Genomic DNA, 25,943 nt, shown 5'->3' on the forward strand with positions numbered 1-25,943 from the left:
CAGGTTTAGGGCTGCTTCGCGCCCCAGCGGGGATAAATCCCCTCGCCACAGGGTTGGCGTTCGGCTCAACCTATTTTGGCAACTCAATCACGAACCGCGTCCAGCCATCGGCTGATTCACAGTGAATCTCTCCGCCATGGGCGCGGATGATCGAGCGGGTGATCGCCAGGCCCAGGCCGGCATGTTCGCTACTGCCTTCCCGGCGGGCCGGGTCGGCGCGATAGAAACGGTCGAACAGGCGCGGCAGCAAGTCCGCCGGGATGCCTTCGCCGCTGTTCTCCACGCTCACGCTCAACGCCTGGGCAGTCTCGATCATTCGTACCCGCACTTCACCGCCCATGGGGGTAAAACGCAGGGCATTGTCCAGCAGATTGGACAGGGCCCGGCGCAACATGCCGCGATCCCCCTCGAGGCGACCACTGCCCTCGCGGCTCAAGCGAACCTGGGCGTCTTCGGCCAGTGGCGCAAAAAACTCCAGCAGCACATCCACTTCCTGCGCCAGTTCCAGCGGCTCGCGGTGAGGCGTCAACAGGCCATGGTCGGCCTTGGCCAGGTAGAGCATGTCGTTGACCAGTTGGGCCATCCATTGCAACTCTTCGAGATTGCTGTGCAATGTCTCGCGGTAATCTTCCAGTGTGCGCTCGCGGGTGAGGGTGACCTGGGTGTGGGTCAGCAGGTTCGACAGCGGCGTGCGCAGTTCATGGGCGATGTCAGCGGAGAACGCTGAAAGCCGTTGAAAAGCGTCATCGAGGCGTCCGAGCATGGCGTTGATGCTGTGGGCCAATTCCGCCAGTTCGGCCGGCATGCGGTCTTCGGGCAGTCGGGCATTGAGTGAGCGCGCCGAAACCCCGCCAGCGATTGCGCCCATGCGTCGTAGCGGCTGCAAACCGCGTCGGGCAACCCAGGCGCCGAGAAGGGCGGTGGCCAGGGCCGACAGGCCAACGGTCAGCCAGATCAGGCGCTGCATGCGTTGCAGGAAATGCTGGTGGTGGGTGATGTCCAGCAGCAGCGTCAGTTGTGGCGAGTCCGGGCGGTCGGGGTACAGCGCTGCATTCAGGACCCGGTAATCGGTGTCGGCGTCATTGAGGGTGGAAAGGCCAGGGCTTTCGGGCAGTCGGGCAGGAATCCGGATCGAACTGTCATACCAGCGCACGCCGTCGCTGTCTTTGATGCGCAGCGCCAGATCGGCCTGTCGGCTCAATTCATCTTCCAGGCGGCGCTGGGTCTGTCCGGCATCCAGATCCTGAAGGGCGCGCCGCAGACCGATCAACTTGTCTTCCAGCAACTGCTGGTCCAACTCGATGAAATGCGCCTCGCTGGCGCGGCTGAACAGTACCCCGGCAAACAAGGACACCACGGCGGTGCAGGCGGCGAACAACAGTGCCAGCCGGCTGCTCAACGACCACCGGCCTCTCACAGGCTGCGCTCTTCAAGCACATAGCCCATGCCCCGCACGGTGTGGATAAGCTTGCTGGGGAACTCATCGTCGATCTTGAGCCGCAGTCGCCGGATCGCGACTTCAATGACGTTGGTATCACTGTCGAAGTTCATGTCCCAGACCTGGGAGGCGATCAAAGATTTGGGCAGTACCTCGCCCTGGCGGCGCAGGAGCATTTCCAGCAGGGCGAACTCTTTGGCGGTGAGGTCGATGCGCCGACCGCTGCGTTCGACGCGGCGGCGGATCAGATCCAGGCGCAGGTCCGCCAGTTGCAGGCTGGTTTCCTGGGGCATCGAACCGCCCCGGCGCAACAGACTGCGGACCCGCGCCAGCAACTCGGAAAAAGCGAACGGTTTGACCAGGTAATCGTCGGCGCCCAGTTCCAGGCCGTGTACCCGATCCTGTACCGCATCCCGCGCCGTCAGGAACAGCACGGGGGTATCCAGCCCGGCTCCGCGGACCGCTTGTAGAATCTGCCAGCCGTCGCGTCCGGGCAACATCACGTCGAGGATCAGCAAGGCGTAGTCACCGCTCAGGGCCAGTTGCTGGCCGCTGATGCCGTCGGTCACCAGGTCGGCGTTGAACCCGGCTTCGCCCAGGCCCTGGCGCAGGTATTGGCCGGTTTTCGTTTGGTCTTCGACGATCAGCAGTTTCATAGGGCGGCTCAGGACAGGTTTCGGCGTGAGGTTATACCGTGCCAGGCACCGCTGCGGCCGAAGCTGACAAAGTTGTAATCAAGCCGTCAGCCGACTGGCAGCCCCACCGGGATAGAGTTTTGCGCAAGCTGAATATTATCCGGTTGGAGTATGGACATGTTGATGGGAAAACGTTTGATCCTGGCCGCTTGTGCGCTGGCCTTCAATGCGTCGTCATGGGCGTCGCCGGGCCAGCATTTCGATTTCGGCGAGCCTGCTCCGGCGGCCAGGGCCAGCCGCACCATTGATGTGGTGATGGGAGACATGACCTTCGATCAGCGCACACTCGACATCAAAGCTGGCGAAACCGTGCGATTCGTGCTGATCAACAAGGGCCGGTTGCTGCACGAATTCAATCTTGGCGACGCCGCGATGCACGCCGAGCACCAGCAGGAGATGCTCAAGATGCAGCAGAGCGGGCAGTTGATGCCGACTGGGATGGGGCATGGCTCCATGGATCATGGTTCGATGGATCATGGTTCGATGGGGCATGACATGGCCGGCATGAGTCATGACGACCCCAACAGCGTGTTGGTGGAACCGGGCAAGACCGCCGAGCTGACCTGGACGTTCAGCAAGGCCACACGCCTGGAGTTCGCCTGCAATATTCCCGGTCATTACCAGGCGGGGATGAAGGGTGACTTGACCGTCAGACAGTAAGCACTCAAAGGCTTGGGCAAAGGCTGATAGAATCCGCTGATTCTTCAGTCAGGTTTCCGTCATGCATCCCGCAGCCGAACATTCGCCGCTGGGCAAATCCAGCGAATACATCGCCACGTACACGCCGTCCCTGCTGTTCCCGATCCCGCGCACCGCAAAGTGGGCGGAGTTGGGCCTGACGGCCGATACACTGCCGTACAAGGGCGTGGATTTCTGGAACTGTTTCGAGCTGTCATGGCTGTTGCCGTCCGGCAAGCCGGTGGTGGCGATCGGTGAATTCGCGATTCCGGCGGACTCACCGAACATCATTGAGTCCAAGTCGTTCAAGCTGTACCTCAACTCGCTGAACCAGACCCCGTTCGCCGATACCGCAAGCCTGGAAGCGACGTTGCGCCAGGACCTCTCGGCTGCTGCGGGTAAACCGGTGCAGGTGCGGGTTCGCAGCCTCAAGGACGTGGAACGTGAGGGCGTCGTGGCGCTGCCCGGTGTCTGCATAGACGACTTGGATATCAGCGTCGACTCCTACGCGCATCCCCGTCCCGAGCTATTGCAATGCGATGAGTCGCGCATCGTCGAAGAAAGCCTGCACAGTCACTTGCTCAAATCGAACTGCCCGGTGACCAGTCAGCCGGATTGGGGCAGTGTTGTCGTGGAGTACCGCGGCGCGGCGCTGGACCCGGCCAGCCTGCTGGCTTACATCGTCAGCTTCCGCCAGCATTCGGATTTCCATGAGCAATGTGTGGAGCGAATCTTTCTCGACTTGCAGCGCTTGCTCAAGCCGGAGAAATTGACGGTGTATGCGCGGTATGTCCGGCGTGGCGGGCTGGACATCAACCCCTATCGCAGCACTGAAAGCGTGCAACTGCCGAACCTGCGGCTGGTTCGTCAGTAACCACCTGGCAGAGGGGATCCCCTGTGGGAGCGAGCCTGCTCGCGATAGCGATGGATCAGACAGCATTGAGGTCGGATGTGCTGCCGTCTTCGCGAGCAGGCTCGCTCCCACAAAGATGGCATTTCAGGTTGCAGTATAAAAAAGCCCCGCCATCGATGGAGCGGGGCTTTCTTTGTCCGGTGTTTCAGATCCCCATGTTGCCCAGCGTCAGCATGATGTTGCGCAACGTCCCTGCAACGGCTGGGTGGCTGACTTCGAAGCGTTCCACGGCCAGGTTCACGCCATCCACCAGGTTGGTGTTCTGAAGGGTGTTCTCCAGCTGGATTTCGGCTTCGATCTGAGCCATCAGTTGTTGCAGGTTTTCGCGCTCAGGTTCGGACAGGGGCGGGTTCTGGTCCAATTGCTCGCGCAGGGCATTGAGTTGTTCTTGCAGTTCGAGGCGCGCCATTGGCATTAACTCCCATAATTGATAAGCACAGCCATGGACCGCGACAGTGCGTCAAAAGTCCATGGCATGTCCTAAGAGTAATCCACCCTCACGCTCCCTGCATGATCCCGGTCAGGGCTTCTCGCCTTTGATCCGACGCAAACTGATGTCCGCCAGGCAGGTATCCAGTTCGCCCAGATGATCGATGACCGAATGCACCCCCAGGCTAAACAGCTCTACCGTGGCCTTGGCGCGCCTGATTTCCCGCTGTTGTTGGCTCAGGGCTTGCCATTCGCTGGGTGTCAGGCCACACAGCGAGCCGCAGGAGGCCAATCCGATGGTCCACAAACCGGCGTTGAGCCCTGACTGCAGCAAGCGGGGTTCGCCGCTGACCAATACACATCCGTCCAATTGCTGGACGTTCAGCGCCATCAGTGCCTGCCAGCAGGCATGAGGGGCCGGCCACGGATTATTTGTTGCAGGAAGTTGCGGCGATTTGACCCACGCCGGTAACGACGCCGCCAGGCCATGACTGACGGCTGGCGGCAGTTCATCGAGCCAGGCGCAGGGGATTTCCTGACGTTGCAGGTTCCGCAGGCTCTCGAGGGCGCCGGGTGTCGGTTGCGCGTGTTCGGCCGGTGCTGCCCCTGGGTGGCGAATGCGCGCGCCGAAATCCACCAGGCATCCGCTAAGGCCAAACAGTACGGCGGTGAGGCTGGGAGCGGGGAGAGGCAGGGCTTCGGCGCGCGGCATGGGGATCGTCCTTGAAATAAGCCGAGCCTAACGGGTTTCAATGACAGACCTGTGACAGAGAAATGAAAGGGTTGGTCATGGAAACGTCCTACAAGCAGCTTCTTTTTCCATGCTGCCTATCGACGCTTTCCACCTTATACTAGCGGCATCCTACCGCCTGGGCTCGGCGCCCTTGCTCGAATAAACCAAGGAGTTTTCCCTTATGCGCTGGAGCCATCGCCTAGCTCAGCTGTTTCTTTCCGCCAGTGTACTGCTGGTCCCGTTTGCCGCTCAGGCCGCTACGGAAGAAGATCCTTGGGAAAGCATCAACCGTCCGATCTTCACCTTCAACGATACCGTCGATACCTACGCGCTCAAGCCACTGGCCCAGGGTTATCAATACGTGACGCCGCAGTTCCTTGAGGACGGCATCCACAACATGTTCCGTAACATCGGGGACGTGGGCAACCTGGCTAATGACTTGTTGCAAGCCAAGCCGGCCGCCGCCGGGGTCGACACAGCCCGGTTGATTTTCAACACCACGTTCGGCTTGCTGGGCTTCTTCGACGTAGGCACCAAAATGGGCCTGCAGCGTAGCGATGAAGATTTTGGCCAGACCCTCGGCTATTGGGGGATGGGCAGCGGTCCTTACGTGATGCTGCCGTTGCTGGGGCCTAGCACGCTGCGCGATGCACCGGCCAAGCTCGTCGATAACTACACCACGCCCTATCCCTACATTGACAATGTGTCGGTGCGCAACTCGATCTTCGGCCTGAACGTCGTCGATACCCGTGCCAGCCTTTTGTCGGCCGAGAAACTGGTGAGGGGCGACAAGTACGTGTTCATCCGCAACGCTTACCTGCAGAACCGCGAGTTCAAGGTCAAGGATGGCCAGGTCGAAGACGATTTCTGATTCGATCCAGAAACAAATGGAAGGCGGCCTTGATGGCCGCCTTCCGTACTTTTGCGCTTTGTCTGGTCGGTTTGACCTTCCATTGAGTTACGCTTCGCTCGGTTCTTATAACTCTCTGTACTTTGACAAATAAAGACGGCAAGCGGCTATCCGCATGAGCTTGAAACGCCCCGCGGATGGGAGTACCGTCTGCGCCTTAGAAGGGCACCTCTGATGTAATAGTGTGTAGGGCAAAGGCCTGAAGCCGGTACGACAGAGTGGCTAGAAAGCGAATCCAGTAGTGCGTGCGAGGCCAGATGGCCCAGCCGGCTACGCCAACCTAATTCTGGCGCCGTTTGCCCACATGCCAAAAACCAGTGCCACGCTGCTGATAATCGATGATGACGAAGTGGTGCGAGCCAGTCTCGCAGCCTACTTGGAAGACAGTGGTTTCAGCGTCCTGCAGGCCAGCAACGGCCAACAGGGTCTTCAGGTATTCGAGCAAGACAAGCCCGACTTGGTCATCTGCGACCTGCGCATGCCGCAGATGGGCGGACTTGAACTCATTCGCCAGGTCACCGAGATCTCATCGCAGACGCCGGTGATAGTGGTCTCGGGCGCGGGTGTGATGAATGACGCGGTCGAGGCATTGCGTCTGGGCGCGGCAGATTACCTGATCAAACCCCTCGAAGACCTGGCGGTGCTTGAGCACTCGGTGCGCCGGGCTTTGGACCGTTCCAGGCTGTTGGTTGAGAACCAGCGTTACCGCGAAAAGCTGGAAACGGCCAACCGTGAGCTGGAAGCCAGCCTCAACCTGTTGCAGGAAGACCAGAACGCCGGGCGCCAGGTGCAGATGAACATGCTGCCGGTCAGCCCCTGGGCCGTCGGCGATTTCCGTTTTGCCCACCAGATCATCCCGTCGTTGTACCTGTCGGGGGATTTTGTTGACTATTTCCGGGTCGATGAGCGACGAGTGGCGTTCTACCTGGCGGATGTCTCCGGCCATGGTGCTTCGTCGGCTTTCGTTACGGTGCTGCTGAAGTTCATGACCACGCGGTTGCTGTTCGAATCCAAGCGCAACGGTACGCTGCCGGAGTTCAAGCCTTCCGAGGTCCTGGGGCATATCAACCGGGGCCTGATCAGTTGTAAGCTGGGTAAACACGTCACCATGGTCGGTGGAGTTATCGACGAGGAGACAGGGTTGTTGACCTATAGCATCGGCGGTCACCTGCCGTTGCCTGTGTTGTACACGCCAGACAGCGTTCGGTATCTGGAAGGGCGTGGTTTGCCGGTGGGCCTGTTCAACGAGGCGACCTACGAAGACCACGTGCTGGAATTGCCGCCGGTATTCAGCTTGACGCTGATGTCTGATGGCATTCTGGATCTTTTGACAGAACCTACACTCAAAGAGAAAGAAGCGGCCTTGCCTGAGCGGGTGAGTGCAGCGGGCGGCAGCCTGGAAGGCTTGCGCCAAGTGTTTGGATTAGCCACGCTAGGGGAGATGCCGGATGATATCGCCCTGTTAGTGTTGAGCAGGAACCTTTGATGAGTACTGGTAGAATCCAGTTCGCCGAGCAGGACGGCACATTTGTCCTGAAGTTTGTCGGTGAAGTGCGCCTGACCCTGTGTTCGGCGCTGGATGCGACTATTGAGCGGATCTTCACCGCGCTGAATTTCAGCGCCATCGTAATCGACCTGACTGAAACCCGCAGCATCGACAGCACCACCCTTGGCCTGCTGGCCAAGTTATCGATCCTGTCGCGGCAGAAGGTTGGCCTGCTGCCCACCGTCGTCACCACCCATAACGACATTACCCGTCTGTTGCAATCGATGGGGTTCGACCAGGTGTTCAACATCGTGAGTGACCCGGTGCCGTGCCCTGAGTGCCTGGATGACCTGCCTGACCAGGACCAGTCCGAGGAAGAAGTGCGGGTCAAGGTGCTCGAAGCCCACAAGATCCTCATGGGGCTGAACGAGTCCAATCGTGAAGCTTTCCATGATCTGGTGAACGCGTTGGAACGTCCCTGATCCTGGGATGACCTGGCGGGCCCCATCGCGAGCAGGCTCGCTCCCACAGGGATTGGGCTGTACTCAGATGAGGGTTACGCGAAACTTGTGGGAGCGAGCCTGCTCGCGATGACGTCTGTTCTGTCGTCCAATCCCTCAGTGCGAAGCCAAGCCATTCCAACATGAAAAGGGGGCGAACCCATCAAGGTTCGCCCCCTTTTGCATGCCTGTGAATCAACTCAGAGCTTGGCTTGCAGCAACGCCTCAAGCTTCTCCTGGTCCCGAGCAAACTGACGGATACCTTCTGCCAGCTTCTCGGTTGCCATGGCGTCCTCGTTGGACAACCAGCGGAACTGCGCTTCATTGAGGCTCAAGCGTGCTTCACCGGCCTGGCCCGGTGCCAGCTTGCGCTCCAGCTTGCCTTCGTCAGCGGCCAGCTTCTCAAGCAATTCCGGGCTGACGGTCAAGCGGTCGCAGCCGGCCAGTTGCTCGATCTGATTGAGGTTACGGAAGCTGGCGCCCATGACCACGGTCTTGTAGTCATTGGCCTTGTAGTAGTTGTAGATGCGTGTCACCGACTGGACACCAGGATCATCGGCACCGGTGTAGTCGTTGCCATTGGCCTTCTTGTACCAGTCGTAGATACGTCCCACGAACGGCGAAATCAGGAACACCCCGGCATCGGCACAGGCCGCGGCCTGGGCGAAAGAGAACAGCAGGGTCAGGTTGCACTGGATGCCTTCACGCTCCAACTGTTCCGCGGCGCGAATGCCTTCCCAGGTCGACGCGATCTTGATCAGCACACGATCACGGCCAATGCCGGCCTTGTCGTACAGTTCGACCAGGCGATGGGCACGCTTCAACATGGCGTCGGTATCGAACGACAGGCGCGCGTCCACTTCGGTGGAAATGCGCCCTGGAATCACCTTCAGGATCTCTTGTCCGACCGCCACACCAAAGCGGTCACTGGCCAGTCCCACATCTCCCTTGCAGTCCGCCACGCAGGCGTTCAACAGCTCGGCATAGCCGTGCATGGCCGAGGCCTTCAGCAGCAGGGAAGGGTTGGTGGTGGCATCTACCGGCTTGATGCGGGCAATGGCTTCGAAGTCGCCGGTGTCGGCCACGACGGTGGTGAATTGCTTGAGTTGTTCCAGCTTGGAAGTCATGAGCGTGCTCTGTCCTGTGGGTCTGTTGACATTACCCGAGGGCCGGCGGCCACTCAAGGGCGTGTGCGGGGATCGATGGCCCCTGTGGCAACAACCTGAAAACGGCTGTTTGAAAGGGCGGGGCAGGTACCGGTAGATACGATGCCAAAACCGCGTGCAGGTTCAACACGATCGCCTGATGGTCATGCATGTTGTGTGTTCAAGAACAGGCCCGCAATACTTGTTGGTAGTAGCGTCGTCGAGATCAGAATCAATCGCTGGCCCGCCCTTGTCATTGCCATATAGAGTTTGCGCGAATTCTGTTCCCGCTCCTGGGCAGAAAGCACGCCCTCTTGAGCCGTTTCTCTCATGAGCTTTTCCAGGCCCAGCAGCAACACGATACTGGCTTCAAGCCCTGTAGCGGTGTCCACTGTGGAAACACGCAGATTATCTGCGTCCACATGAACGGACTCCATGCTGTTCAGATCCCAGACTTTGCGCGAACCGAATCGATCGCTCAACGCCTTGAGCAGCAGCTTCTTATTGGTGTCCCGGCCATATAGCACAAGCATGTTCGATAGATTGATCTGCTGGGTTTGCAAGTAGCCGGCTATCTCGTTACAGGCCTGTATAACCGCATCCTGGGGTGTGTCCGATCGGATCAATAGCGGGGCGATGCCTTCGTCCATGCCATTGAAATCAGGCTGCAGATAATCGTCCGGGTCGGTTTGGGTAAATTCGGCCAAAACAAGACCGGCTGCCCGCAGTATGGCCTGAGTGGTTCGGTAGGAGTGATGAAGCTTCTTTGTTTTACCCGCCACATCCAGGCCGACACGCTTCCAGCTGAGTCGGCTTTTCAAAAAGCCCTGGTTGGGGTCGGCACATAAAAACAGGCTGCCTTCTGAGTCGGCCAAGGTGCTTTTGACTAGTTGAAACCAGGTCGGCGCGAAGAATTGGGCTTCGTCTACCAGGATGTGTTGATACTTATCGAGCTTGTCGAGCTTGTCGAGCTTCGTCAGACACAGATCCCGGGACAATGAACTCCATAAACGAGAGCCTTGCTTGCGCAATGCATCAGTGACCTGCCCGTAGAGCGCCCATACCTGGCCCCGTTCTTCCTTGCGCAAGGCAAACCCTTGGCCGGCGCGTTCGGCGTCCAGATAGCCTTGCTCGTCGCTAATCAATGACTCATTGATGAAGTCGAACTCGTCCAGGAGTTGTTCATTCCCGGGCTTCAAGTCCGGAAAGGATTTCCGATAATGGCCAATTTGGCTGGTGACTTCTTTAGGGAATACCATCTCTGGTTGCAACTCAAAATGGTTCACCCATTGCTGTCGTATCCATGCCAGCGCGGTCACGATTGTCAGGTTGCGCGGCAAACCCTCCGGGCTGGCCTTTTTCAAGCGGTGCTTGAGGTCTTTAACCACCGGCACATTGTGGATTAGCATCAATATCTTTTGATCTGGAAATTTTTTCGCCAAGATCAACGCCCGGTTAGCGGCAATCAATGTCTTTCCGCTTCCGGCAACGCCATTGACCAGCCGCACCGAGAAATCATTCAAGGTTTGCGTTTGTTCCTCAGGCAACTCCAAGTCCAACTTACTGGCCCACTCTTGTTGTGTGTCCAGGAAATAACGTGTGGTCTTTGCTGAGTTATCTCGTGAGAAATGCCGGCGGGTCGTGCAGATTGCCGGTATTTCGGCTTCTGGAAAATAGTGCCCCATGAGCGTGTCGCTGGCTTCGCGGCTCAGCGAGCTGAATAACTTGGGCAATTGTTCGTGGCCAAGCTCGATAAAGGTGCTCTTGGACATGAGCCGCGGGCCGTCAGGCGTTGAGTAGTGCTGCCACAGGCGTTTGGTCTGTTCGGGCGTGCAGTTCCACATGATGATCAGTTTGCCGAGTCGCTGCCCGGCCGGCATCTTGTCGGGCTCAGTCGCTTCGAGGTGCGAAACCAGCTCTGTAAAGGTCTGTTGTTCGGTAGCGGTGAACAGTTGATCGGGGTCTAGTGTGTCAAAAGAGGTTTCACACAACACAGTAGCCAGCCATTGATGTTGTGCATGTTGGAGGAAGAAGTCAGGGGCCCAGGCTTCCCGAGCGAGGCACTGGCGTACAACATGGTTATCATCCAGTTTGCGCAACGTACGTTTAACGTGAACATAGGCGCCAGTACTGCGCTGCCATTCAGGGATAAAGAGTGTCATAGGGGCAGTACCACTTTGCGGCATCGACTGATCAGACTCAAATACTCATCGGCCCATAGCTGCGTAACGTTGTTACTGCACTCAATCCCCTGGGCCAGCTCAGGCCCGATAATGATCAATTTGGTCATCGCCCGGGTGATGGAAACGTTCAGTCGCTCAGGCTGGAAGAAAAACTCTGCGACAGCACCAAGGAATGCCTCATCGCCGCTGGCCAATGACACGATGATAAGTTCGCGTTCCTGCCCCTGCATGCGTTCAACGGTATCTGCGACGATGGTTTGGGCGAGTTCGCGTCCAAAATGACGAGTCAATAACGTTCGAATCGCCCGGCCCTGAGCCCGGTAAGGTGTGACAATGCCGATATCTGCCGGGGCGACACCCATGGCATGGGCGACTTTGCAGAGTTCAAGTACATGCTGAGCATCCCGAAAGTTTCGGGTTTTTGCCGTTCTGTCAGTCGTGGGAATAAATATGGCGCTTGCCTCTGGATCAAAGACGCGATCCATCGGGGACTCGACCTCAACGTAGTTGAAGCGTCGGTCTTTATTGGGGCCCGCCGCACGTAACTTGCCTTCGTAGTAATTTTGGCCCGGCCATTCGGTCAACCATTGATTCATCCGGTAGGTTTCTTCAAGCATGACCGTGTGGTCGGCTGTTTGTGAGGTAAGACGGCCAAAGATCGACATCGATTCGCCAGAAAGGACCGACTGGGACAACAGCACCGGCGGCAGTTGTTTCTGGTCTCCAATGAAGATAAAGCGTCTACCTTTGCGCATGGCCATCAGCGCGAGGGGGAGGGTAATCTGACTGGCTTCGTCAAAGATCACCGTGTCGAATTTGAAATGTTCAAGCTGGCTGCAGGTGGCGAACGGAGTCGCGCCAATGACATAGCCGCTGCCGTCCGCAGGCAGGTTCTCCCAATCGGCGGGTGTTTTTGCCCAGTCAACGGTTTTGCTTACATCCTCAGGACGGCCACCAATCTTCACCGTTGGTATGTTGCGCTCGGCAATCTTTGCAAGGGCATTGTTGATAGCCATGTGCGTGTGAGAGGTGACAAATACCCGTTCCTGACGCTCGACCAGTAGCTGGGCAATAAGCGCGAGTGCACGGGTCTTGCCGGTCCCGGGTGGGCCTTGGATGCAAGCAATTTGCTCAGCGGCAAAGGCCATGGCGACAGCCCGGGCTTGATGTTCGTTACACTTGTTTTGGATGGCGAAACGTTCAGCGTAATCTAGGTCCGCGTCGTTGAACGTGATGGCTGGCGCATCGCCGAGCAGCGGGATAATCAGGTTGTCGGTATTGATTGAATCTGCAATATCTTCCAGGGTCTTTTCATAGCGGGGCGTCAGATCCAGCGCGTCCATATCCGCATAGCAAGGTCCGCCCTGGTAGTTGTCCCATACCGTATTAGCCAGTTTCTCGCTCAGCAGCCATCGCCCTTCTTCTTCGCGTTCAAAGGTCATCCTGGCGCACAACAGCCCGGTAGACGGATCGCCAAGGTGCAAACGCAGCATATCCCCTTCACGAAAGCGTGATTCGCTCTCATCAAGGTGCGCCCAAAGACAAGTAGCTTTGTCGGCTCTTTCTAGGTGCGTGAAGCCCTGAGTCAAACCCTTTTCAAGCTTCTCATGCAAGGGGCGCTGCCAGGTTTGCAAAAGTTGCTGAAGGTTCGCATCGCGCTCGGCATAGATAAATTTAAAAAGCTTTTTAATAAGCGGATGCTGCCCTTGCATGGCGATATTCGTCCCTGAACGGTGATGGCACAACAGTGTTGCATACTGTTGAAGCGAGGCGCGAGCGATATGGATCCAATATCCTCACGCGAACCCGATCGCACGATTGAATGCAACTGCAGCTCAGCGAATTTTCACCTAGGACGATGCTTGCCTCAGATGCGCGTATTAACGCCCCTCCAGCAACTGCCCCGCCTGGTCCAACAGCGCCAACGGATCCTTGGTCTTGTGAATGTCCACCGACAACAACTGCCGAAACCGTCGCGCTCCTGGAAAACCAGTGCCCAGGCCCAACACATGACGGGTGATATGGTGCATCGCCCCACCAGCGGCCAAGTGATTGGCAATATAGGGTCGCAGTTGTGCCAGCGCCTCGGCCCGGGTGATGACCGGCGAGGTGCTGCCGAACAGCTGTTGATCGACCTCGGCCAGCAGATAGGGGTTATGGTACGCCTCGCGCCCCAGCATCACGCCGTCGAAGGTCTGCAGATGCTCATGGCACGCCTCAAGCGTCTTGATCCCGCCGTTGAGCACGATTTCCAGCTCCGGAAAATCCGCCTTCAACCGCGCCACCACGTCATAGCGCAGGGGCGGGATATCACGATTCTCCTTTGGCGACAGCCCCTCCAGGATCGCGATCCGAGCATGCACGGTAAAACTCGTGCAACCGGCCTCGCGCACCGTGCCAACGAACTCACACAGCTGCTCATAGCTGTCCCGCCCGTTGATCCCGATCCGATGCTTGACCGTCACCGGGATCGACACCGCATCACGCATCGCCTTCACACAATCGGCCACCAACCCCGGGTGCCCCATCAGGCACGCACCGATCATGTTGTTTTGCACCCGGTCGCTTGGACAGCCGACATTGAGGTTGACCTCGTCGTAGCCATGCTCCTGGGCCATCTTCGCGCAGGCGGCCAGATCCCCCGGGACACTGCCGCCCAACTGGAGCGCCAGGGGGTGTTCGGTTTCGTGATGGCGCAGGAAGCGCTCATGGTCGCCGTTGAGCAGGGCGCCGGTGGTGACCATTTCGGTGTAGAGGAGCGCGTTTTTGGAGAGGATGCGCAGGAAGTAGCGGCAGTGGGCGTCTGTCCAGTCCATCATCGGGGCAACGCTGAAACGGCGGGACAAGGGCTGCGGGGGAGCTGGGTATAGAGACATCGGATATCTGGACGGGAAGGCGGAAGGCCGCAGTTTATCAGGAAAGCGCTCTGCGAGGTTTGAAGCTGCAGGATCGCGCAATGCCTGGTGGCGCGTTTCAAGGTCTGACACGTGCAGGCGAAGTGTCGTACCCGTTTCCGTATTCGATTATGGGCGCATTGTTATGCAGGTTGTGGTGTCCGCATTGATTTCCACAAGACTCAATGCCCCATCGTGAAAGGAACAGCCGGTGTCGATGTAGACGACATTACCCAGGCAGGTGACGCTCGATACGGTTGAGTGCCCGACGTAAAGCCGGCTTATTCCCCTGATGGGGTCATTATTCTGCTGTTCGATTTTTCCCCGGGCATACAGAGCTGTTTTCAGGGCGCGGTGGCGGCTGTCTTCTCCAAAATGTCCGGACAAGGCGTCTTTGGCAGTCTGCCAGTCGCCATCGTCGTGTAGTAACGGAGCTTCGGCGTGCACGATGCCCATTTTTCTTCCGTCTACCAGGTCAACTTCAATGATCAGCGGAAGTCCCTGGAGGACATTGGACAGTTCATGCTGGGTCGTGGCTGCCAGCTCATAGAGCCAGGCCCCGCCGTTTCGGGTATGCCTGGCAATGTCGCCCTGTCCGGACACACAGTCGATGAGCATCTGTTCATGATTGCCTCGGACCGCGTGAAACCAGGGCTCCGTGAGCCAGTTCATCACGTCCAGGGAGTCCGGGCCGCGATCGATCAGGTCGCCAACCGAGAAAACACGATCCCGTTCTGCCTTGAAATTGGCGTTAACCAAAAGCGACTTCAGAAGTTTGAAGTGTCCATGGACATCACCTACGACAAAGTCCCGGCCTTTTCCATTGGGGGAGAACGTTCTGATCGTGTTCATCGTCGGCATTTCATGTGGAGAGGGGAGAAGAAGCAGCTTGCTCGCTCTTCTGGCCCGATAACATTATTTTTTCAATTGATAGTCCTGGCCCCACACCCGTACAGAACTGATGGGCTCGTTCTGCCCATCGAAGATGAACTTCTGCCGCACGGCGGCCTTGGGTGGGACGGTGACTTCATCCGGGTTTTCCATTGCCTTGAGGCTGTTGGCATAACCTGCCTGGTCGATAGCCAGCAAGACGCCCGTCTGCCTGAGGTTGATCAGGCGCAGTTGCGTGTCGGTACTGTTCTTGAAACCGAGAGTGACTGTAAGGTTGTCATCACTGGGCTCCAGTTTCAGCACCTCGACGCCGATCCGATCTTTCATTTGTTCGCCGGAGGAAATGATCGCTGCGCCATCGGTGCCCTGGGCTGATTCGCGGCCATCGAGTACACCTTCGCTCACACCGCCCAACAAGTTCTTCCCTGCGGTGATGAACGATGAAACGGCGGCTTTGGTCGAGTCCTTGATGAGGCTGCCATCGGCCGGTTCAGCTTCGGCGAAGCACAAAGTGCTGGCCATGAGGCTGGAGACAAAGAAGAGGGAGCGTGACGGCAAGAGAGTCATACTAGAGTCCTTGAGAATGATCTGCAGCGTCGAGGCATGCAATGGCTGTCGAGTTTATCGCTGACCTACCCGCAAGATGAAATAAATCGATGCGGTTTCGAAGGGTGCAGGGGTTGAGCGATTCGATGATAGTGCGATCAGTTCATGGGGCAGCATCAGCTGCACTGGCTTGAATCGCCTGACCAATGCACTTCTCGAACACCTGCACCATGGGGCCAAGTGTGCAGTTGTAAGCTGCAATGTTTGCAAAGATCCACTCTTCCTTTTCGATGCCCCACCAACTGATTTCAAACCCGGCATTCATGATGAGATGTTCGAAGAGAATGCGTTGGGCACGTCCATTGCCTTCGCGAAAGGGGTGGACGACGTTGATATCGGAATAGGCATCGGCCACGGCAACGATCAGGTCCGCCCGGGACAGTCCTTCGAACCAATGGGCGGCGGCCATGTTGCTGAAAATTTTCCCGGCTTCTTTTTCCATGAACTGCGGCTGGCAGAAGCGTGTGTCTTGCTTGGCCATCCCGACGGTGCGCAGTTCTCCGGCCCACTCGTACAAATCCGAGAAGAGTTGCCGGTGGATGTTCTGGAGGTAGGCCAGGTCGTAAGGGGGAGGGTTGAATTCGACATGGTCCGCCGCGATGGCCGTGAGTTGTTGTTCGGCTTCGCTCAAGGTGGGTTCGTCGCGGATATCGAGTTTGTTGCGAAGGACAGTGGAGCCCGGGTAGCAATAGGCGTCTTCACCGACCCCATATTTGTCGGGCATCAGGTTCTGGTCTTGGTGAAGGTCTTCAAGACTTCTTCACGGGTCGGCATTTTGCATTCGCCATCGGAAAAGGTCACTTTGAAGCCTTCCAGGCGCAGGCTGGCCGCATAGTTGGACCGACGTGTCCTGGCCGCGTAGGCCTTCTTGGTTTCAAGGCTGATAGTGCCCATGAGGCTGGACCTCAAATCGCGTGGGTGAATGGATTATAACCCACCGATGACCAATGGCGCTTGCATCGCCCTGCTTCTCCAAATACTGTATGCATAACCAGTATCGAGAGCCCTCCCATGCAACTGATCGCCAAGCTCGGCATTCTCGCCGACGCTGCCAAGTATGACGCCTCCTGCGCCAGCAGTGGTGCACCCAAGCGCAGCTCTCGCGGTCGTGACGGGTTGGGGGCCACGGACGGCATGGGCATTTGTCATAGCTACACGCCGGATGGGCGCTGCGTTTCGCTGCTCAAGGTGCTGCTGACCAATTTCTGCCTTTATGACTGCCAGTACTGCGTCAACCGCCGCTCCAGCAACGTGCCGAGGGCGCGCTTTACGCCGGAGGAGGTGGTGCGCCTGACGCTGGATTTCTATCGTCGTAACTGCATCAGCGGGCTGTTCCTGAGTTCCGGCATCATTCGGTCGGCCGACTACACCATGGAGCAACTGGTACGCGTGGCGCGTCGGTTGCGGGAGGTGCATCAGTTTCGGGGCTATATCCACCTCAAGACCATTCCCGATGCCGATCCGTTGCTGATCGAGGAGGCCGGGCGGCTGGCCGATCGCCTGAGCGTGAACATCGAATTACCCAGCGAGGCCAGTCTCAAGCGCCTGGCGCCGGAGAAGCAACTGGTCACGATCCGCCAGGCCATGGGCACCATCCATCAGGGCCAGCAAGCAGTGGCCGGAGAAGCGCGGGCGCCTCGCTTTGCCCCGGCCGGGCAGAGCACCCAGGTGATTGTCGGGGCCGATGCCACGGACGATCATGCGATCCTGCGGAATGCCGAATCGCTCTACCAGGGGTATGGCCTGCGGCGGGTCTACTACTCGGCTTTCAGCCCGATTCCCGACAGCCCCGCCAGCGTGCCATTGGCGGCGCCGCCGTTGTTGCGCGAGCACAGGCTGTACCAGGCTGACTTCCTCATGCGCGGCTACGGCTACAAGGCGGGTGAAATCCTGGGGGGCGCCGGCAACCTGGACCTGGACATCGACCCCAAACTGGCCTGGGCTCTGGCGAACCGTGAGGTGTTCCCCCTCGACGTCAACCGTGCCGAACCCGCGTTGCTGGCGCGTATTCCGGGAATTGGCTTGCGCAGCGTGCAACGCCTGGTGGCGCTGCGCCGGGAACGACGGGTCCGCTACGACGATCTGGTGCAGTTGCGTTGCGTGCTGGAAAAGGCGCGACCGTTCATCGTCACCAGCGACTACCGGCCCGTCGACGCTCAGATGCGCAGCGGCCTGCTGCGGGCGCGCTTGCGTGAGCCCCAAGGGCCCATGCAAATGGGGTTGTGGGGATGATCGCGTTGGATTGCCAGGACGATTTCCTGGTATGGCGAGATCAGGCCCGCAAGCTGCTTGGCCACGGCATCGACCCCGCTGACGTGACCTGGACCCAAGGCCCCATGGCCGACCTGCTGGCCATGCCGACGCCGCTGCCGTCAGGCCCGGGTCCGTTCTCAGCGCGAGTGCCGGCGGCCTTGTTGACCCAGCTCGAGCAGGCTGGCCGTTACCAGGGCGAACAACGCTGGAGCCTGTTGTACGAAGTGCTCTGGCGCGTCGCCCATGGCGATCGCACGGCGATGCTCGCCGGTGATCGCCTGGGCAGCGAATTGCAGCGACGGATCAGGCAAGTCAACCGCGAGGCCCATCATCTCCATGCGTTTGTACGCTTCATACCCTTGCCGCAGGCGCTCGCCGAGCAGTTGCAACTGGACCTCGTAGCCTTTCACGAGCCGGCCCATGACATCCTCGAAAGCGCGAGCGGCCATTTTGCCGAGCGACTGGGCCGACAACGCTGGCTGATAGCGACGCCTCGCGATGGCATCCGGTTCGATGGCCAGGCCCTGGATTATCAGCGCCAATGTCCTGAGCCCTGGCAGCAGTGGGCGCGTCACGCAGAAGACCCGGACGCCGAGTTATGGCGTACTTACTATCGACACACCTTCAACCCGGCGCGGGTCAATCCGCAGGCACTCAGACAGCACATGCCCGGGCGATTCTGGCAACACTTGCCGGAGGGGGAGCTGATTCCCCGGCTGGTTGGGCTGGCGAGGCAGGGAAAGCAACGGGATGGGCAGGCGTTGGAGGTGGGGGAGAAGGTGGGGAAGCGGATCGTTTGGGGTGGCAATGGCTGAGGCCCCTGGGCCGGGGGCTGTGCTTTGCGTTTGAGTGACGGGAGGTTTCAGCTTATACCGATGCCTTGGCCTTGGCCTTGCCGGGCTTGGGCGAATCCATCATCTTATGTAATTCTTCAGCCATAGCGGCCAACTGTTTTTCCAAGCCTTTCACGTCGGCTTGGGTAACGCCGTTTGCGTAGGGTTTGTCTATTCGGGTCCGCTTTTGAGCTACTGGCGCCAAATGGTGGGCAGTCTGAGGTATCAGGGCCTGACGCAATAGATTATTAATAACGGTTTGATACCCAGCGCCGGCATTTTCGGCACATTCGCGAGCAGCCTCGATCACGTCGTCATCCCGCATGATGGTGATGCGTGTTTTGCCTTTGCTGCTCGCAACCGGGCCACGCTTGGCTTTGCTGAAATCGTATTCTTCTTTCATGGCTCAACCCTCCAGATACTGGCGCTGTTCATTGCTTGCCGCGAAGGATGGCTGCGCCCAAACCATACGACGAAATTTTTGTTTTCATCTACGGATTTGAGAGCCAATTCGTATCAGGGTAAGTCGTTGTGATTTCCCACGCCTCCCGGACATTTATGGACTCCCCTATCGGAAATTTCCCGCAATCCGCATCGCCCCCCGCCGACTATCCGCGAATCATCCCTCACGCTAAGTTTGGTCTGTCGCTGCACATTCAGCGGCAGGGTGTGGAAGCCCTCATAACTCCAGACGCGTAGCGTCGTTAAATTTAAAAGCAGGCACTTTTCTTATGTCTGCTGTTAGATTATGGCGGCTGTACGCGGGGCACCTTCGGGTGCGCCGGTTCCTGGATACGGTCTTCCACACCCGCGTACAGCTACCACCACCATCATGTGGAAGTGATGGTGGTAGTGACTTTTCAAATCCAGGAGGTCAACCGATGAAAAAATCACATCCAAACGCTTCGAAAGACGTATGCGTTCAACCTCAACCAAGATGTTCAGTTCCATCTCCTGCAAATCAATCGAACCGTCAACCGGATTCGATCTCATCGTCAGTGGCATCTCGATCTCCAACGCGCCATCTACCAGCCATCTCGCAGGAGTAAACAACCATGTCTCGCTACATGCCCATCACCGGTATCGAAAATAACTACCACGCCCTCCTGATCGACACGGAAGCACCCTTGGACGTGCTCCACGACACTGCCGCCTATCGCATCGCCGCCGTCACGCAACTGCTGGAAAACCTCGCAATGCGTTCCGACATCAGCACTGACGCCGTGGTCTTGCACGATTTCGCCCAGTTACTGGCGATCCCATTGCGCGACGGTTGTGACTTGCTGGATGTCATTGGGCGCCGACTGCATGCGCAGGTTCTGGCGTCATAACGAAGTGGGGCGACCGTGAAGGGCCGCCCGCTTTCAGTGCCGATTCGTAAAAAGTGTCAGCTTCGACCCTTCGTTCAGATCCGCTCCGCTCAAAGCCAGGTCAGTTCATCACCAGTACGAATACGGTGAATGCTGCCCACCGGCAAATGCCTTATTTGTGCAGATCCCAAACAGGTCCTGTGCCGTCCCCACTGTGTTCAAGCGCGGGACCTCTTTCTAGCATTCCTTCCCTCAACAACCAGGAAGGGAAATTCCCATGCAACGATTCACCCGCCGTTTCCTCGCCGCCTGTGCATTTTCCGGCATTGTCGCCAGCAGCGGCGCACTCGCTGAAAACCACCCAACCATCCGTGCCATGTCAGGCGCAACGCCGACCAGCCAGTTGCCTGTTGGTAAAACCGCGTTACTGGTGATCGATTTTCAGAACGAATACTTCACCGGTAAGATGCCGATTCCTGATGGCGCGGCTGCGCTGGCCAATACCCGTAAGCTGATTGCCTTTGCCGATGAGCACAAGATGCCGGTTTTCCATGTCCAACACATCGCCCCTGCGGGTTCGGCGGTGTTCGCGAAGGACGGTGAAAGCGTGAAGTTTCATCCGGACATGCAACCCAGGGCCCAGGATGTGGTGTTGCAGAAAACCACCGTCAGCGTCTTCGGCAGTACCGACCTGGACAAGCGTCTGAAGCGTGCCGGAATCGAGAACCTGATCATTTCCGGTCTCATGACCCATGCGTGTGTGGCGGGGGCCGCCCGGGATGCGGCGCCTTTGGGCTACAACGTACTGGTCGCCTCCGACGCGTCGGCGACTCGCGCGATTACCCGGGTCAACGGTGATGCCATCGACAAGGACGCCTTGCACAAGGCCGCGCTGGCTGAAGTCGAGGATACCTTCGGTGATGTCATGACCACCGAGCAGATCATCAATTTACCGATACGCTGAGTCGATATGAATCAGATGCTCGCCATGGGCGTGTTCCGTTGCATTGTGGAAACCCAAGGTTTTTCAGCCGCGGCTGAGCGGCTGGACACCACTCATTCCTCGGTGTCGCGACACTTGCAGCAATTGGAAAGCGCCTTGGGCGTGCGTCTGCTCAATCGCAATACCCGACGCATGAGCCTGACCGCGGCCGGCGAAAGGTACTACGCGGCTTGCGTGGATATCCTGGACCGCGTCGAGGCCGCCTCCCGTGCCGCCACTCAGGAGCAGGAGCGTCCTTCCGGCCTGCTGCGGATCAGCGTGCCGCTGGTAACCGGTACGTTGGAACTGGCCCATTGGTTGCCGGTCTTCCAGCAACGCTATCCGGACATCCAGGTCGACCTGTCCTGCTCCGATCCCCTTGTCGACCTGGTGGCCGATGGGGTCGATGTGGCGTTGCGGATCTGCGGGCCGTTGGCCGACAGCAGCCTGGTCGCCCGTTTGCTCGGGGTGTCATCGCAAGTCTTGGTGGCGGCGCCGAGCTATGTAGCCAAGTACGGTCTTGCGCACAGCGTCGTAGAGCTCAATGAGCACCGGCTACTGACGTATGCGTCGGCCACCCAGTGGTCGTTGGTCAGCGAGGGAGGGGAGTCGATGACACTGGATTGCGACAGTACCTTTCATACGGACACCATCACCGCCTTGCACGCGTGCGCCTTGTCAGGCGGGGGAATCGCGGCGTTCACCCTGGCGACGGTGCGGGACGATCTGCTGACGGGAAGGTTGGTGCGGATTCTGCCGGAATACACCCTGGGGATGAGGCACTACTATGCGCTGTACCCTCATGCCCGGAACTTGCCCCTCAAGGTCCGCGTGTTTGTTGATCACATGGCCCAGTACTACGAAGGAAAACTCTGAGTGGGGGATGGAAATGTCCTCCGGGAAACGGGTTCAGCTTTTCATGGCCAGCTTGGCGGCTTGTTGTACCTGGGCGGCAGACAGGCTCCCATTCTTGCTCAGTTTTTCCAGGGAGGCGCTCGCTGTCATCAGGCTGGCGGTGAGTGTCGAGAGCGTCGTCTGCAACGCGCTGATTTTCGTCTGCTTGGTTTCCGGGGACATACTCTGATCGGCTATGAGTGCCTGCATTTCTGACTGCTTTTCCTGGATTTTCTGCTTCAACTCCCGAATCATTTTCAGGAGCTTCTGCACCTGGTCAGGCAACCCGCTTTCTTCAATGTCCTTGTTGGCATTGGCGGAGCGTTCATTCGCGGCTTTTTGGAGGCCAACGCCTGACAGCGTCACTTTTACCCCTTCAACTTGCGTGCCGGTAGACGGTTTGGTTGCCGATGCCTCCGATATTTCATCCGCTGATTTATTTGGCTCTACGCTGAACACGGAGGGTTGGCTGCTGTTGTAGGTCGGTGCGCCGGTAATCATGTTCAGTCCCTGGATGAGTTGGATACTGGAAAGCTATCGGCATGTGGTTTAGCGCCTTTAGATCTTTTGGGACAGAGAATTGTTAAAGAGTGTATTCCCGGGAAAAAGACGACCAGGCACGTCGATTCCCGCTTGTTGACAGCGTACGTTCGTCTCTTCAAACAGCGTCTGCCGGCTATCGCAACGAAGCCCCCTCCAACGTCTTCCACAGCTTGCGCATCGTCGGGTTCCGATTGTCAATCGCACAGTACGAGCGAATCTCCAACTGCGTGCTCCATTCGTCGCCCCCGGCCCTGACAGCCCTGAACCCTGGCGCCTCGATGTACCAGATAGATTATGTTTGGCTGTCTAGGGGCTGCTTCGCAACCCAGCGGGGATAAATCCCCTCGCCACAGGATGATTTGCATCAAGCCTTGTTCCGTAGCCCGGCAATATCCCGCTTGGGTGGCGCGCCAAACAAGCGGCCATATTCGCGGCTGAACTGGGAGGGGCTTTCATAGCCCACTTTGAAGGCCGCGTTCGCCACATCCATGCGTTCGTTGAGCATCAGACGTTTTGCTTCGTTCAGTCGCAGCCATTTCTGGTACTGCAGCGGGCTCATCGCGGTGAGTTGGCGGAAGTGATGGTGGAACGTCGGGGCGCTCATTTGCACGCTCGCCGCGAGGTCTTCCACGCGGATGGGGGCGGTGTAGTTCAGTTTCAGCCAGTCGATGGCCTTGGCGATCCGGTAGCCTTGGCTGTCGACGGAGGCGATCTGCCGCAGCCGGGCGGCCTGCTCGCTCATCAGCAGTCGATAATGGATTTCACGCAGGATCAGCGGCGCCAGTACCGGTATTGCATCCGGCTCATCCAGCAGGGCCAGCAGGCGTACGAACGGCGCGAGCAGATCGGGCGTCACCGCGCCGATGTTCGCACCGACCCCGACGGGGCGATCCCGGGCGGGTGCCAGGCTGCCCTGGGCAACCAGGTCGGCGACCAGGCGCAAGTCGAGTTTCAAGACCAGGCCAAGGCAGGGCTGCTCCGGGCTGGCCTGGGTCACCTCGGAATCGGCGGGCAGGTCCAGCGAGGTGATCAGGAAGCGCGAGGCATCGTAGCCAAAGGCCTCGCCGCCGAGCCACAGTTGTTTTGCACCCTGGGCCACAAGGACGATGCTTGGTCCGATCATGCAAATGGCAGGCGGCGTCGGGGCTTCACGCCGAAACAGGCTGAGGCCGGCGATCGATGTTTCAAAGTCTCCCGTTCGGAGGGCCCGCGCGCCAATAGTGTCGGCGAGCGTCTCTTGCAATGATGTGCGGCGGATCGTCATGGTGGGCAGGCTTCATGTTGGCTTGAGAGCTTTAGGCAGAACATTACCTCGCCAAGCGAAGCGTTGACCATAGGGTACGTGCAGGTTCACAGAATCGGGCAAGAATCACAGAGAAATACTCTACCGGTCATCTGGAGATAACCGCTGAAATGATCGTGAGCTGCCGTGTGTTTCCCAGGTCATGAGCGACCCGGTCTTGCTGCCCGGCAAAAGCGCCACCTCCAGCGACAGGATACCTACCCGATGACCGATACCCCTTTGCCGAGATCACCCGGCCAACCCGCCTGGAGTGCTGTACTCGCCATGGCGCTCGCCGCGTTCGCACTCGTAGCGTCGGAATTCATGCCGGTCAGCCTGCTGACACCGATCGCGGCGGACCTGCATGTCAGCGAAGGGCAAGCCGGCCAGGGCATTGCCGTTTCCGGTGCCTTTGCGCTGATCACCAGTCTGTTCATTGCCTCGATTGCGGCCAGGGTCGCCCGTAAATGGCTGCTGTCGGGTCTGACGCTGCTGATGATCCTCTCCGGGGCGGTGGTCGCGCTGGCGCCTGATTACCTGACGTTCATGGTGGGGCGCGCCTTGATCGGGGTGGCGATCGGTGGCTTCTGGTCGCTGTCGGCGGCCACGGCCATGGCACTGGTGCCGGACAATCATCTGCCCCGTGCCTTGGCCATCGTCAATGGCGGCAATGCCCTGGCGACGGTGGTGGCGGCGCCGTTGGGCAGCTTCCTGGGAGCGATCATCGGTTGGCGTGGCGCGTTCTTCTGCATCGTGCCGGTTGCAGCGATTGCCCTGGTCTGGCTGCTGTTGCGGATGCCGACATTGCCGGTACGGCGCACTCGAACCCAACGCGGCAGCGGCAATGTATTCAGGTTGATGACCCGCGCGCCGGTTGCGTGGGGCATGTTGGCGGTCAGCTCGTTCTTCATGGGGCAGTTCATGCTGTTCACCTACCTGCGCCCGTTCCTTGAAAGCGTGACCCAAGTGAGCGTGTCACTGCTTTCGTTCATGTTGCTGGTCATCGGCGTGGCCGGTTTCCTGGGCACGTTCCTGATTGGCGCATTCCTGAAAAATGGCTTGTATCGGATCCTGATCACTATCCCGTTGTTGATGGCGGCGATTGCCATTGCGCTGGTGGGGTTCGGCGCATCCGTGGTTGCCACGACCGTCTTGCTGGGGTTCTGGGGGCTGGTGGCGACTGCCGCACCTGTCGGATGGTGGACCTGGCTGGCGCGGACTCTGCCGGACGATGCCGAGTCCGGAGGCGGGCTGATGGTGGCGATCGTCCAGCTCGCCATCGGGGCTGGCGCGACGGTCGGCGGCGTCCTTTTTGATTTGAACGGCTACCAGGCGACCTTCGAAACCAGCGCGGCGGTGCTGGGCGTTGCTGCGATCCTGGCCGTGTTGGCCGCCCGTGCTGCGGCTCGGGAATCGACAGCGATGCCGGAGCCTGCGGCATTTGGCGCGGCAGGTGGCTGAGCATTCAGGTGACCGTTGAGCGCTTGCGGTTGGTGGCCTATTGATATCTTGCTAAGCTCTACTTTTGCGATCTATCGAGCCGTCAGTTGTGTCTAGCGAACGAATTTCCCAGTTGGAGCAAGCCCTTATGGCCGTTATTGCTGCGGCGGGGAAAATGGGTATCTGCAGCGATGAGCTGTGCGCCCAGGCGGTGGGCGGATTGATGTCCGATCACTACTGGAGCTGGGCGAATGCCCAACATGCACAAGGCGCGGCCGACGAGATCGACAACGCCCTGAATGTTCTGCTGAGACGCCCGATGGCGCAAATGAAGTCGCCGGACACTGAAGTCGGTGACGGCGTGACATTCCAGTTGCCCTCTCAAGCCTGCAATTGAACCGCGTGGGTTAAAGCCCCAAACCTTCCTCTACCAGTGCAAGCAGCGCATCTTCGTCCAGTGCTACGGGCTCGGGCTGCGGTTTTACGCTCGACTGGACATGCCAGCGCGATTCGCCATGCGCACCGACGCTTCGCAGAAGGCAGCGTGTCTGCCCCTTCAGGTGGATTTCAATACAGCCCTCTCCATGAGAGGAGAAGCGGGCAATCGGGTCGAGCTCGATGCGGTGATGGTTCCCTTCCATCACCAGTTGATCAATGGCGTAGTTGTACGTCGATCCGCTGGAATGGCTTTCGAACACGTGAGTGGGATTGCGCCGAATCGTCAGCCCAGCCTCGCAGACCGGCGCCAGCCAGGTTTCGATCTGGTGGTACAGCTCATAGACCTGGGCGGGCCAATGTTCAATCGCCAAATCAGCGTTGTTATCAGTGTCGGCACGGCTTTGCCGGGTCTGCCTCAGTTTGGCTGCCAGCTCGTCTGCCTTGCTCATGTCGATGCTCCCTGTCGT

Annotated in this window: 29 protein-coding genes and 1 pseudogene; 12 read left to right on the forward strand and 18 right to left on the reverse strand. The window is 58.7% G+C overall.

Annotated elements, in window-relative coordinates:
* Positions 1-70: 70 nt before the first annotated feature.
* Positions 71-1,417, reverse strand: coding sequence for a heavy metal sensor histidine kinase (locus QZH45_RS11030; RefSeq protein ID WP_053193440.1), 1,347 nt, complete (start codon positions 1,415-1,417; stop codon positions 71-73).
* Positions 1,414-2,094, reverse strand: a complete 681-nt coding sequence (locus tag QZH45_RS11035) for a heavy metal response regulator transcription factor (RefSeq protein ID WP_053193437.1) — start codon at positions 2,092-2,094, stop codon at positions 1,414-1,416. Before QZH45_RS11035 ends, QZH45_RS11030 begins: the two co-directional genes overlap by 4 nt.
* A 156-nt stretch (positions 2,095-2,250) precedes the next feature.
* On the opposite strand from QZH45_RS11035, the gene copI reads away from it, so the two are divergent.
* Positions 2,251-2,793, forward strand: coding sequence for a copper-resistant cuproprotein CopI (copI, locus tag QZH45_RS11040; protein ID WP_053193433.1), 543 nt, complete (start codon positions 2,251-2,253; stop codon positions 2,791-2,793).
* A gap of 61 nt (positions 2,794-2,854) precedes the next feature.
* Positions 2,855-3,685 carry an NADPH-dependent 7-cyano-7-deazaguanine reductase QueF gene (gene queF / locus QZH45_RS11045; RefSeq protein ID WP_053193430.1) on the forward strand — a complete coding sequence of 277 codons (831 nt, stop codon included), beginning with the start codon at positions 2,855-2,857 and terminating at the stop codon, positions 3,683-3,685.
* Between the two features lie 184 nt (positions 3,686-3,869).
* On the opposite strand, the gene QZH45_RS11050 is transcribed toward queF, so the two are convergent.
* Positions 3,870-4,133, reverse strand: coding sequence for a DUF4404 family protein (locus QZH45_RS11050; protein WP_024778215.1), 264 nt, complete (start codon positions 4,131-4,133; stop codon positions 3,870-3,872).
* Positions 4,134-4,244: 111 nt separating this feature from the next.
* The gene (locus QZH45_RS11055; RefSeq protein WP_024778216.1) at positions 4,245-4,865 is read right to left on the reverse strand and encodes a phosphatase; all 621 of its coding nucleotides are present in this window, start codon (positions 4,863-4,865) and stop codon (positions 4,245-4,247) included.
* Positions 4,866-5,067: 202 nt separating this feature from the next.
* On the opposite strand from QZH45_RS11055, the gene QZH45_RS11060 reads away from it, so the two are divergent.
* The 3 genes from QZH45_RS11060 to rssC all read left to right on the forward strand — a co-directional run bounded on the left by QZH45_RS11060 (position 5,068) and on the right by rssC (position 7,764).
* Positions 5,068-5,757: an MlaA family lipoprotein gene (locus QZH45_RS11060; RefSeq protein WP_024778217.1), complete on the forward strand. Its 690-nt coding sequence runs from the start codon at positions 5,068-5,070 to the stop codon at positions 5,755-5,757.
* Between the two features lie 343 nt (positions 5,758-6,100).
* Positions 6,101-7,282: a two-component system response regulator RssB gene (gene rssB, locus QZH45_RS11065; protein WP_024778218.1), complete on the forward strand. Its 1,182-nt coding sequence runs from the start codon at positions 6,101-6,103 to the stop codon at positions 7,280-7,282.
* On the forward strand, positions 7,282-7,764 hold the full coding sequence (gene rssC / locus QZH45_RS11070) for an anti-sigma factor antagonist RssC (protein ID WP_024778219.1): 483 nt from the start codon (positions 7,282-7,284) through the stop codon (positions 7,762-7,764). Before rssB ends, rssC begins: the two co-directional genes overlap by 1 nt.
* A gap of 218 nt (positions 7,765-7,982) precedes the next feature.
* Here the strand turns inward: rssC and tal are convergent, their stop codons facing one another.
* From tal to QZH45_RS11110, 8 genes are all read right to left on the reverse strand, one after another.
* Complete coding sequence (gene tal, locus QZH45_RS11075) at positions 7,983-8,909, reverse strand: transaldolase (protein WP_055135395.1); 927 nt, start codon at positions 8,907-8,909, stop codon at positions 7,983-7,985.
* Between the two features lie 182 nt (positions 8,910-9,091).
* Entirely contained in the window at positions 9,092-11,089 is a 1,998-nt protein-coding gene (locus QZH45_RS11080) for a UvrD-helicase domain-containing protein (protein ID WP_055135396.1), read from the reverse strand.
* Entirely contained in the window at positions 11,086-12,822 is a 1,737-nt protein-coding gene (locus QZH45_RS11085) for a DEAD/DEAH box helicase (RefSeq protein ID WP_024778222.1), read from the reverse strand. The genes QZH45_RS11080 and QZH45_RS11085 overlap by 4 nt, the downstream gene beginning before the upstream one ends.
* 168 nt (positions 12,823-12,990) lie before the next feature.
* Positions 12,991-13,986 carry a tRNA dihydrouridine(20/20a) synthase DusA gene (gene dusA, locus QZH45_RS11090; RefSeq protein ID WP_055135397.1) on the reverse strand — a complete coding sequence of 332 codons (996 nt, stop codon included), beginning with the start codon at positions 13,984-13,986 and terminating at the stop codon, positions 12,991-12,993.
* A 147-nt stretch (positions 13,987-14,133) separates the two neighbouring features.
* Positions 14,134-14,856: a metallophosphoesterase gene (locus tag QZH45_RS11095; protein WP_024778267.1), complete on the reverse strand. Its 723-nt coding sequence runs from the start codon at positions 14,854-14,856 to the stop codon at positions 14,134-14,136.
* A 63-nt stretch (positions 14,857-14,919) separates the two neighbouring features.
* Entirely contained in the window at positions 14,920-15,462 is a 543-nt protein-coding gene (locus QZH45_RS11100) for a hypothetical protein (protein ID WP_024778268.1), read from the reverse strand.
* Positions 15,463-15,604: 142 nt separating this feature from the next.
* Complete coding sequence (locus QZH45_RS11105) at positions 15,605-16,225, reverse strand: putative adenosine monophosphate-protein transferase Fic (RefSeq protein ID WP_055135398.1); 621 nt, start codon at positions 16,223-16,225, stop codon at positions 15,605-15,607.
* Positions 16,225-16,395 (reverse strand): YhfG family protein, encoded by a 171-nt coding sequence (locus QZH45_RS11110; RefSeq protein WP_122319437.1) that lies wholly within the window; start codon positions 16,393-16,395, stop codon positions 16,225-16,227. Before QZH45_RS11110 ends, QZH45_RS11105 begins: the two co-directional genes overlap by 1 nt.
* A 117-nt stretch (positions 16,396-16,512) precedes the next feature.
* Between QZH45_RS11110 and QZH45_RS11115 the strand changes: the two genes are divergently transcribed.
* Positions 16,513-17,733, forward strand: coding sequence for a putative DNA modification/repair radical SAM protein (locus tag QZH45_RS11115; RefSeq protein ID WP_055135399.1), 1,221 nt, complete (start codon positions 16,513-16,515; stop codon positions 17,731-17,733).
* The gene (locus QZH45_RS11120) at positions 17,724-18,569 is read left to right on the forward strand and encodes a TIGR03915 family putative DNA repair protein (RefSeq protein ID WP_080686217.1); all 846 of its coding nucleotides are present in this window, start codon (positions 17,724-17,726) and stop codon (positions 18,567-18,569) included. The genes QZH45_RS11115 and QZH45_RS11120 overlap by 10 nt, the downstream gene beginning before the upstream one ends.
* Positions 18,570-18,621: 52 nt before the next feature.
* On the opposite strand, the gene QZH45_RS11125 is transcribed toward QZH45_RS11120, so the two are convergent.
* Both QZH45_RS11125 and QZH45_RS11130 read right to left on the reverse strand, forming a co-directional pair.
* Complete coding sequence (locus QZH45_RS11125) at positions 18,622-18,990, reverse strand: BrnA antitoxin family protein (protein ID WP_055135400.1); 369 nt, start codon at positions 18,988-18,990, stop codon at positions 18,622-18,624.
* Positions 18,991-19,328: 338 nt separating this feature from the next.
* Entirely contained in the window at positions 19,329-19,592 is a 264-nt protein-coding gene (locus QZH45_RS11130) for a hypothetical protein (protein ID WP_055135401.1), read from the reverse strand.
* Positions 19,593-19,642: 50 nt separating this feature from the next.
* Between QZH45_RS11130 and QZH45_RS11135 the strand changes: the two genes are divergently transcribed.
* From QZH45_RS11135 to QZH45_RS11145, 3 genes are all read left to right on the forward strand, one after another.
* Entirely contained in the window at positions 19,643-19,918 is a 276-nt protein-coding gene (locus QZH45_RS11135) for a hypothetical protein (RefSeq protein WP_024778274.1), read from the forward strand.
* A gap of 256 nt (positions 19,919-20,174) precedes the next feature.
* A complete protein-coding gene (locus tag QZH45_RS11140; RefSeq protein ID WP_024778275.1) occupies positions 20,175-20,861 on the forward strand; it encodes a cysteine hydrolase family protein in 687 nt (228 codons plus the stop codon).
* 6 nt (positions 20,862-20,867) lie between these two features.
* Complete coding sequence (locus QZH45_RS11145; RefSeq protein ID WP_055135402.1) at positions 20,868-21,755, forward strand: LysR family transcriptional regulator; 888 nt, start codon at positions 20,868-20,870, stop codon at positions 21,753-21,755.
* 33 nt (positions 21,756-21,788) lie between these two features.
* Here QZH45_RS11145 and QZH45_RS11150 read toward each other — a convergent pair whose 3' ends face one another.
* The 3 genes and pseudogenes from QZH45_RS11150 to QZH45_RS11160 all read right to left on the reverse strand — a co-directional run bounded on the left by QZH45_RS11150 (position 21,789) and on the right by QZH45_RS11160 (position 23,580).
* Positions 21,789-22,274, reverse strand: coding sequence for a coiled-coil domain-containing protein 60 (locus tag QZH45_RS11150; protein ID WP_237140474.1), 486 nt, complete (start codon positions 22,272-22,274; stop codon positions 21,789-21,791).
* Positions 22,275-22,449: 175 nt separating this feature from the next.
* Positions 22,450-22,572 (reverse strand): annotated as a pseudogene (locus QZH45_RS11155) (LysR family transcriptional regulator); the annotation flags it as partial.
* 108 nt (positions 22,573-22,680) lie between these two features.
* Positions 22,681-23,580 carry an AraC family transcriptional regulator gene (locus QZH45_RS11160; protein WP_024778278.1) on the reverse strand — a complete coding sequence of 300 codons (900 nt, stop codon included), beginning with the start codon at positions 23,578-23,580 and terminating at the stop codon, positions 22,681-22,683.
* Between the two features lie 243 nt (positions 23,581-23,823).
* On the opposite strand from QZH45_RS11160, the gene QZH45_RS11165 reads away from it, so the two are divergent.
* Positions 23,824-25,059: an MFS transporter gene (locus QZH45_RS11165; RefSeq protein WP_053193419.1), complete on the forward strand. Its 1,236-nt coding sequence runs from the start codon at positions 23,824-23,826 to the stop codon at positions 25,057-25,059.
* Between the two features lie 127 nt (positions 25,060-25,186).
* Positions 25,187-25,435, forward strand: coding sequence for a hypothetical protein (locus QZH45_RS11170; RefSeq protein ID WP_050593842.1), 249 nt, complete (start codon positions 25,187-25,189; stop codon positions 25,433-25,435).
* Between the two features lie 10 nt (positions 25,436-25,445).
* On the opposite strand, the gene QZH45_RS11175 is transcribed toward QZH45_RS11170, so the two are convergent.
* Positions 25,446-25,925 (reverse strand): hypothetical protein, encoded by a 480-nt coding sequence (locus QZH45_RS11175; RefSeq protein WP_024778281.1) that lies wholly within the window; start codon positions 25,923-25,925, stop codon positions 25,446-25,448.
* Positions 25,926-25,943 lie beyond the last annotated feature (18 nt).

Origin of the sequence: Pseudomonas corrugata (assembly GCF_050920615.1) — a bacterium.
In the GTDB taxonomy this organism is placed as follows: domain Bacteria; phylum Pseudomonadota; class Gammaproteobacteria; order Pseudomonadales; family Pseudomonadaceae; genus Aquipseudomonas; species Aquipseudomonas corrugata.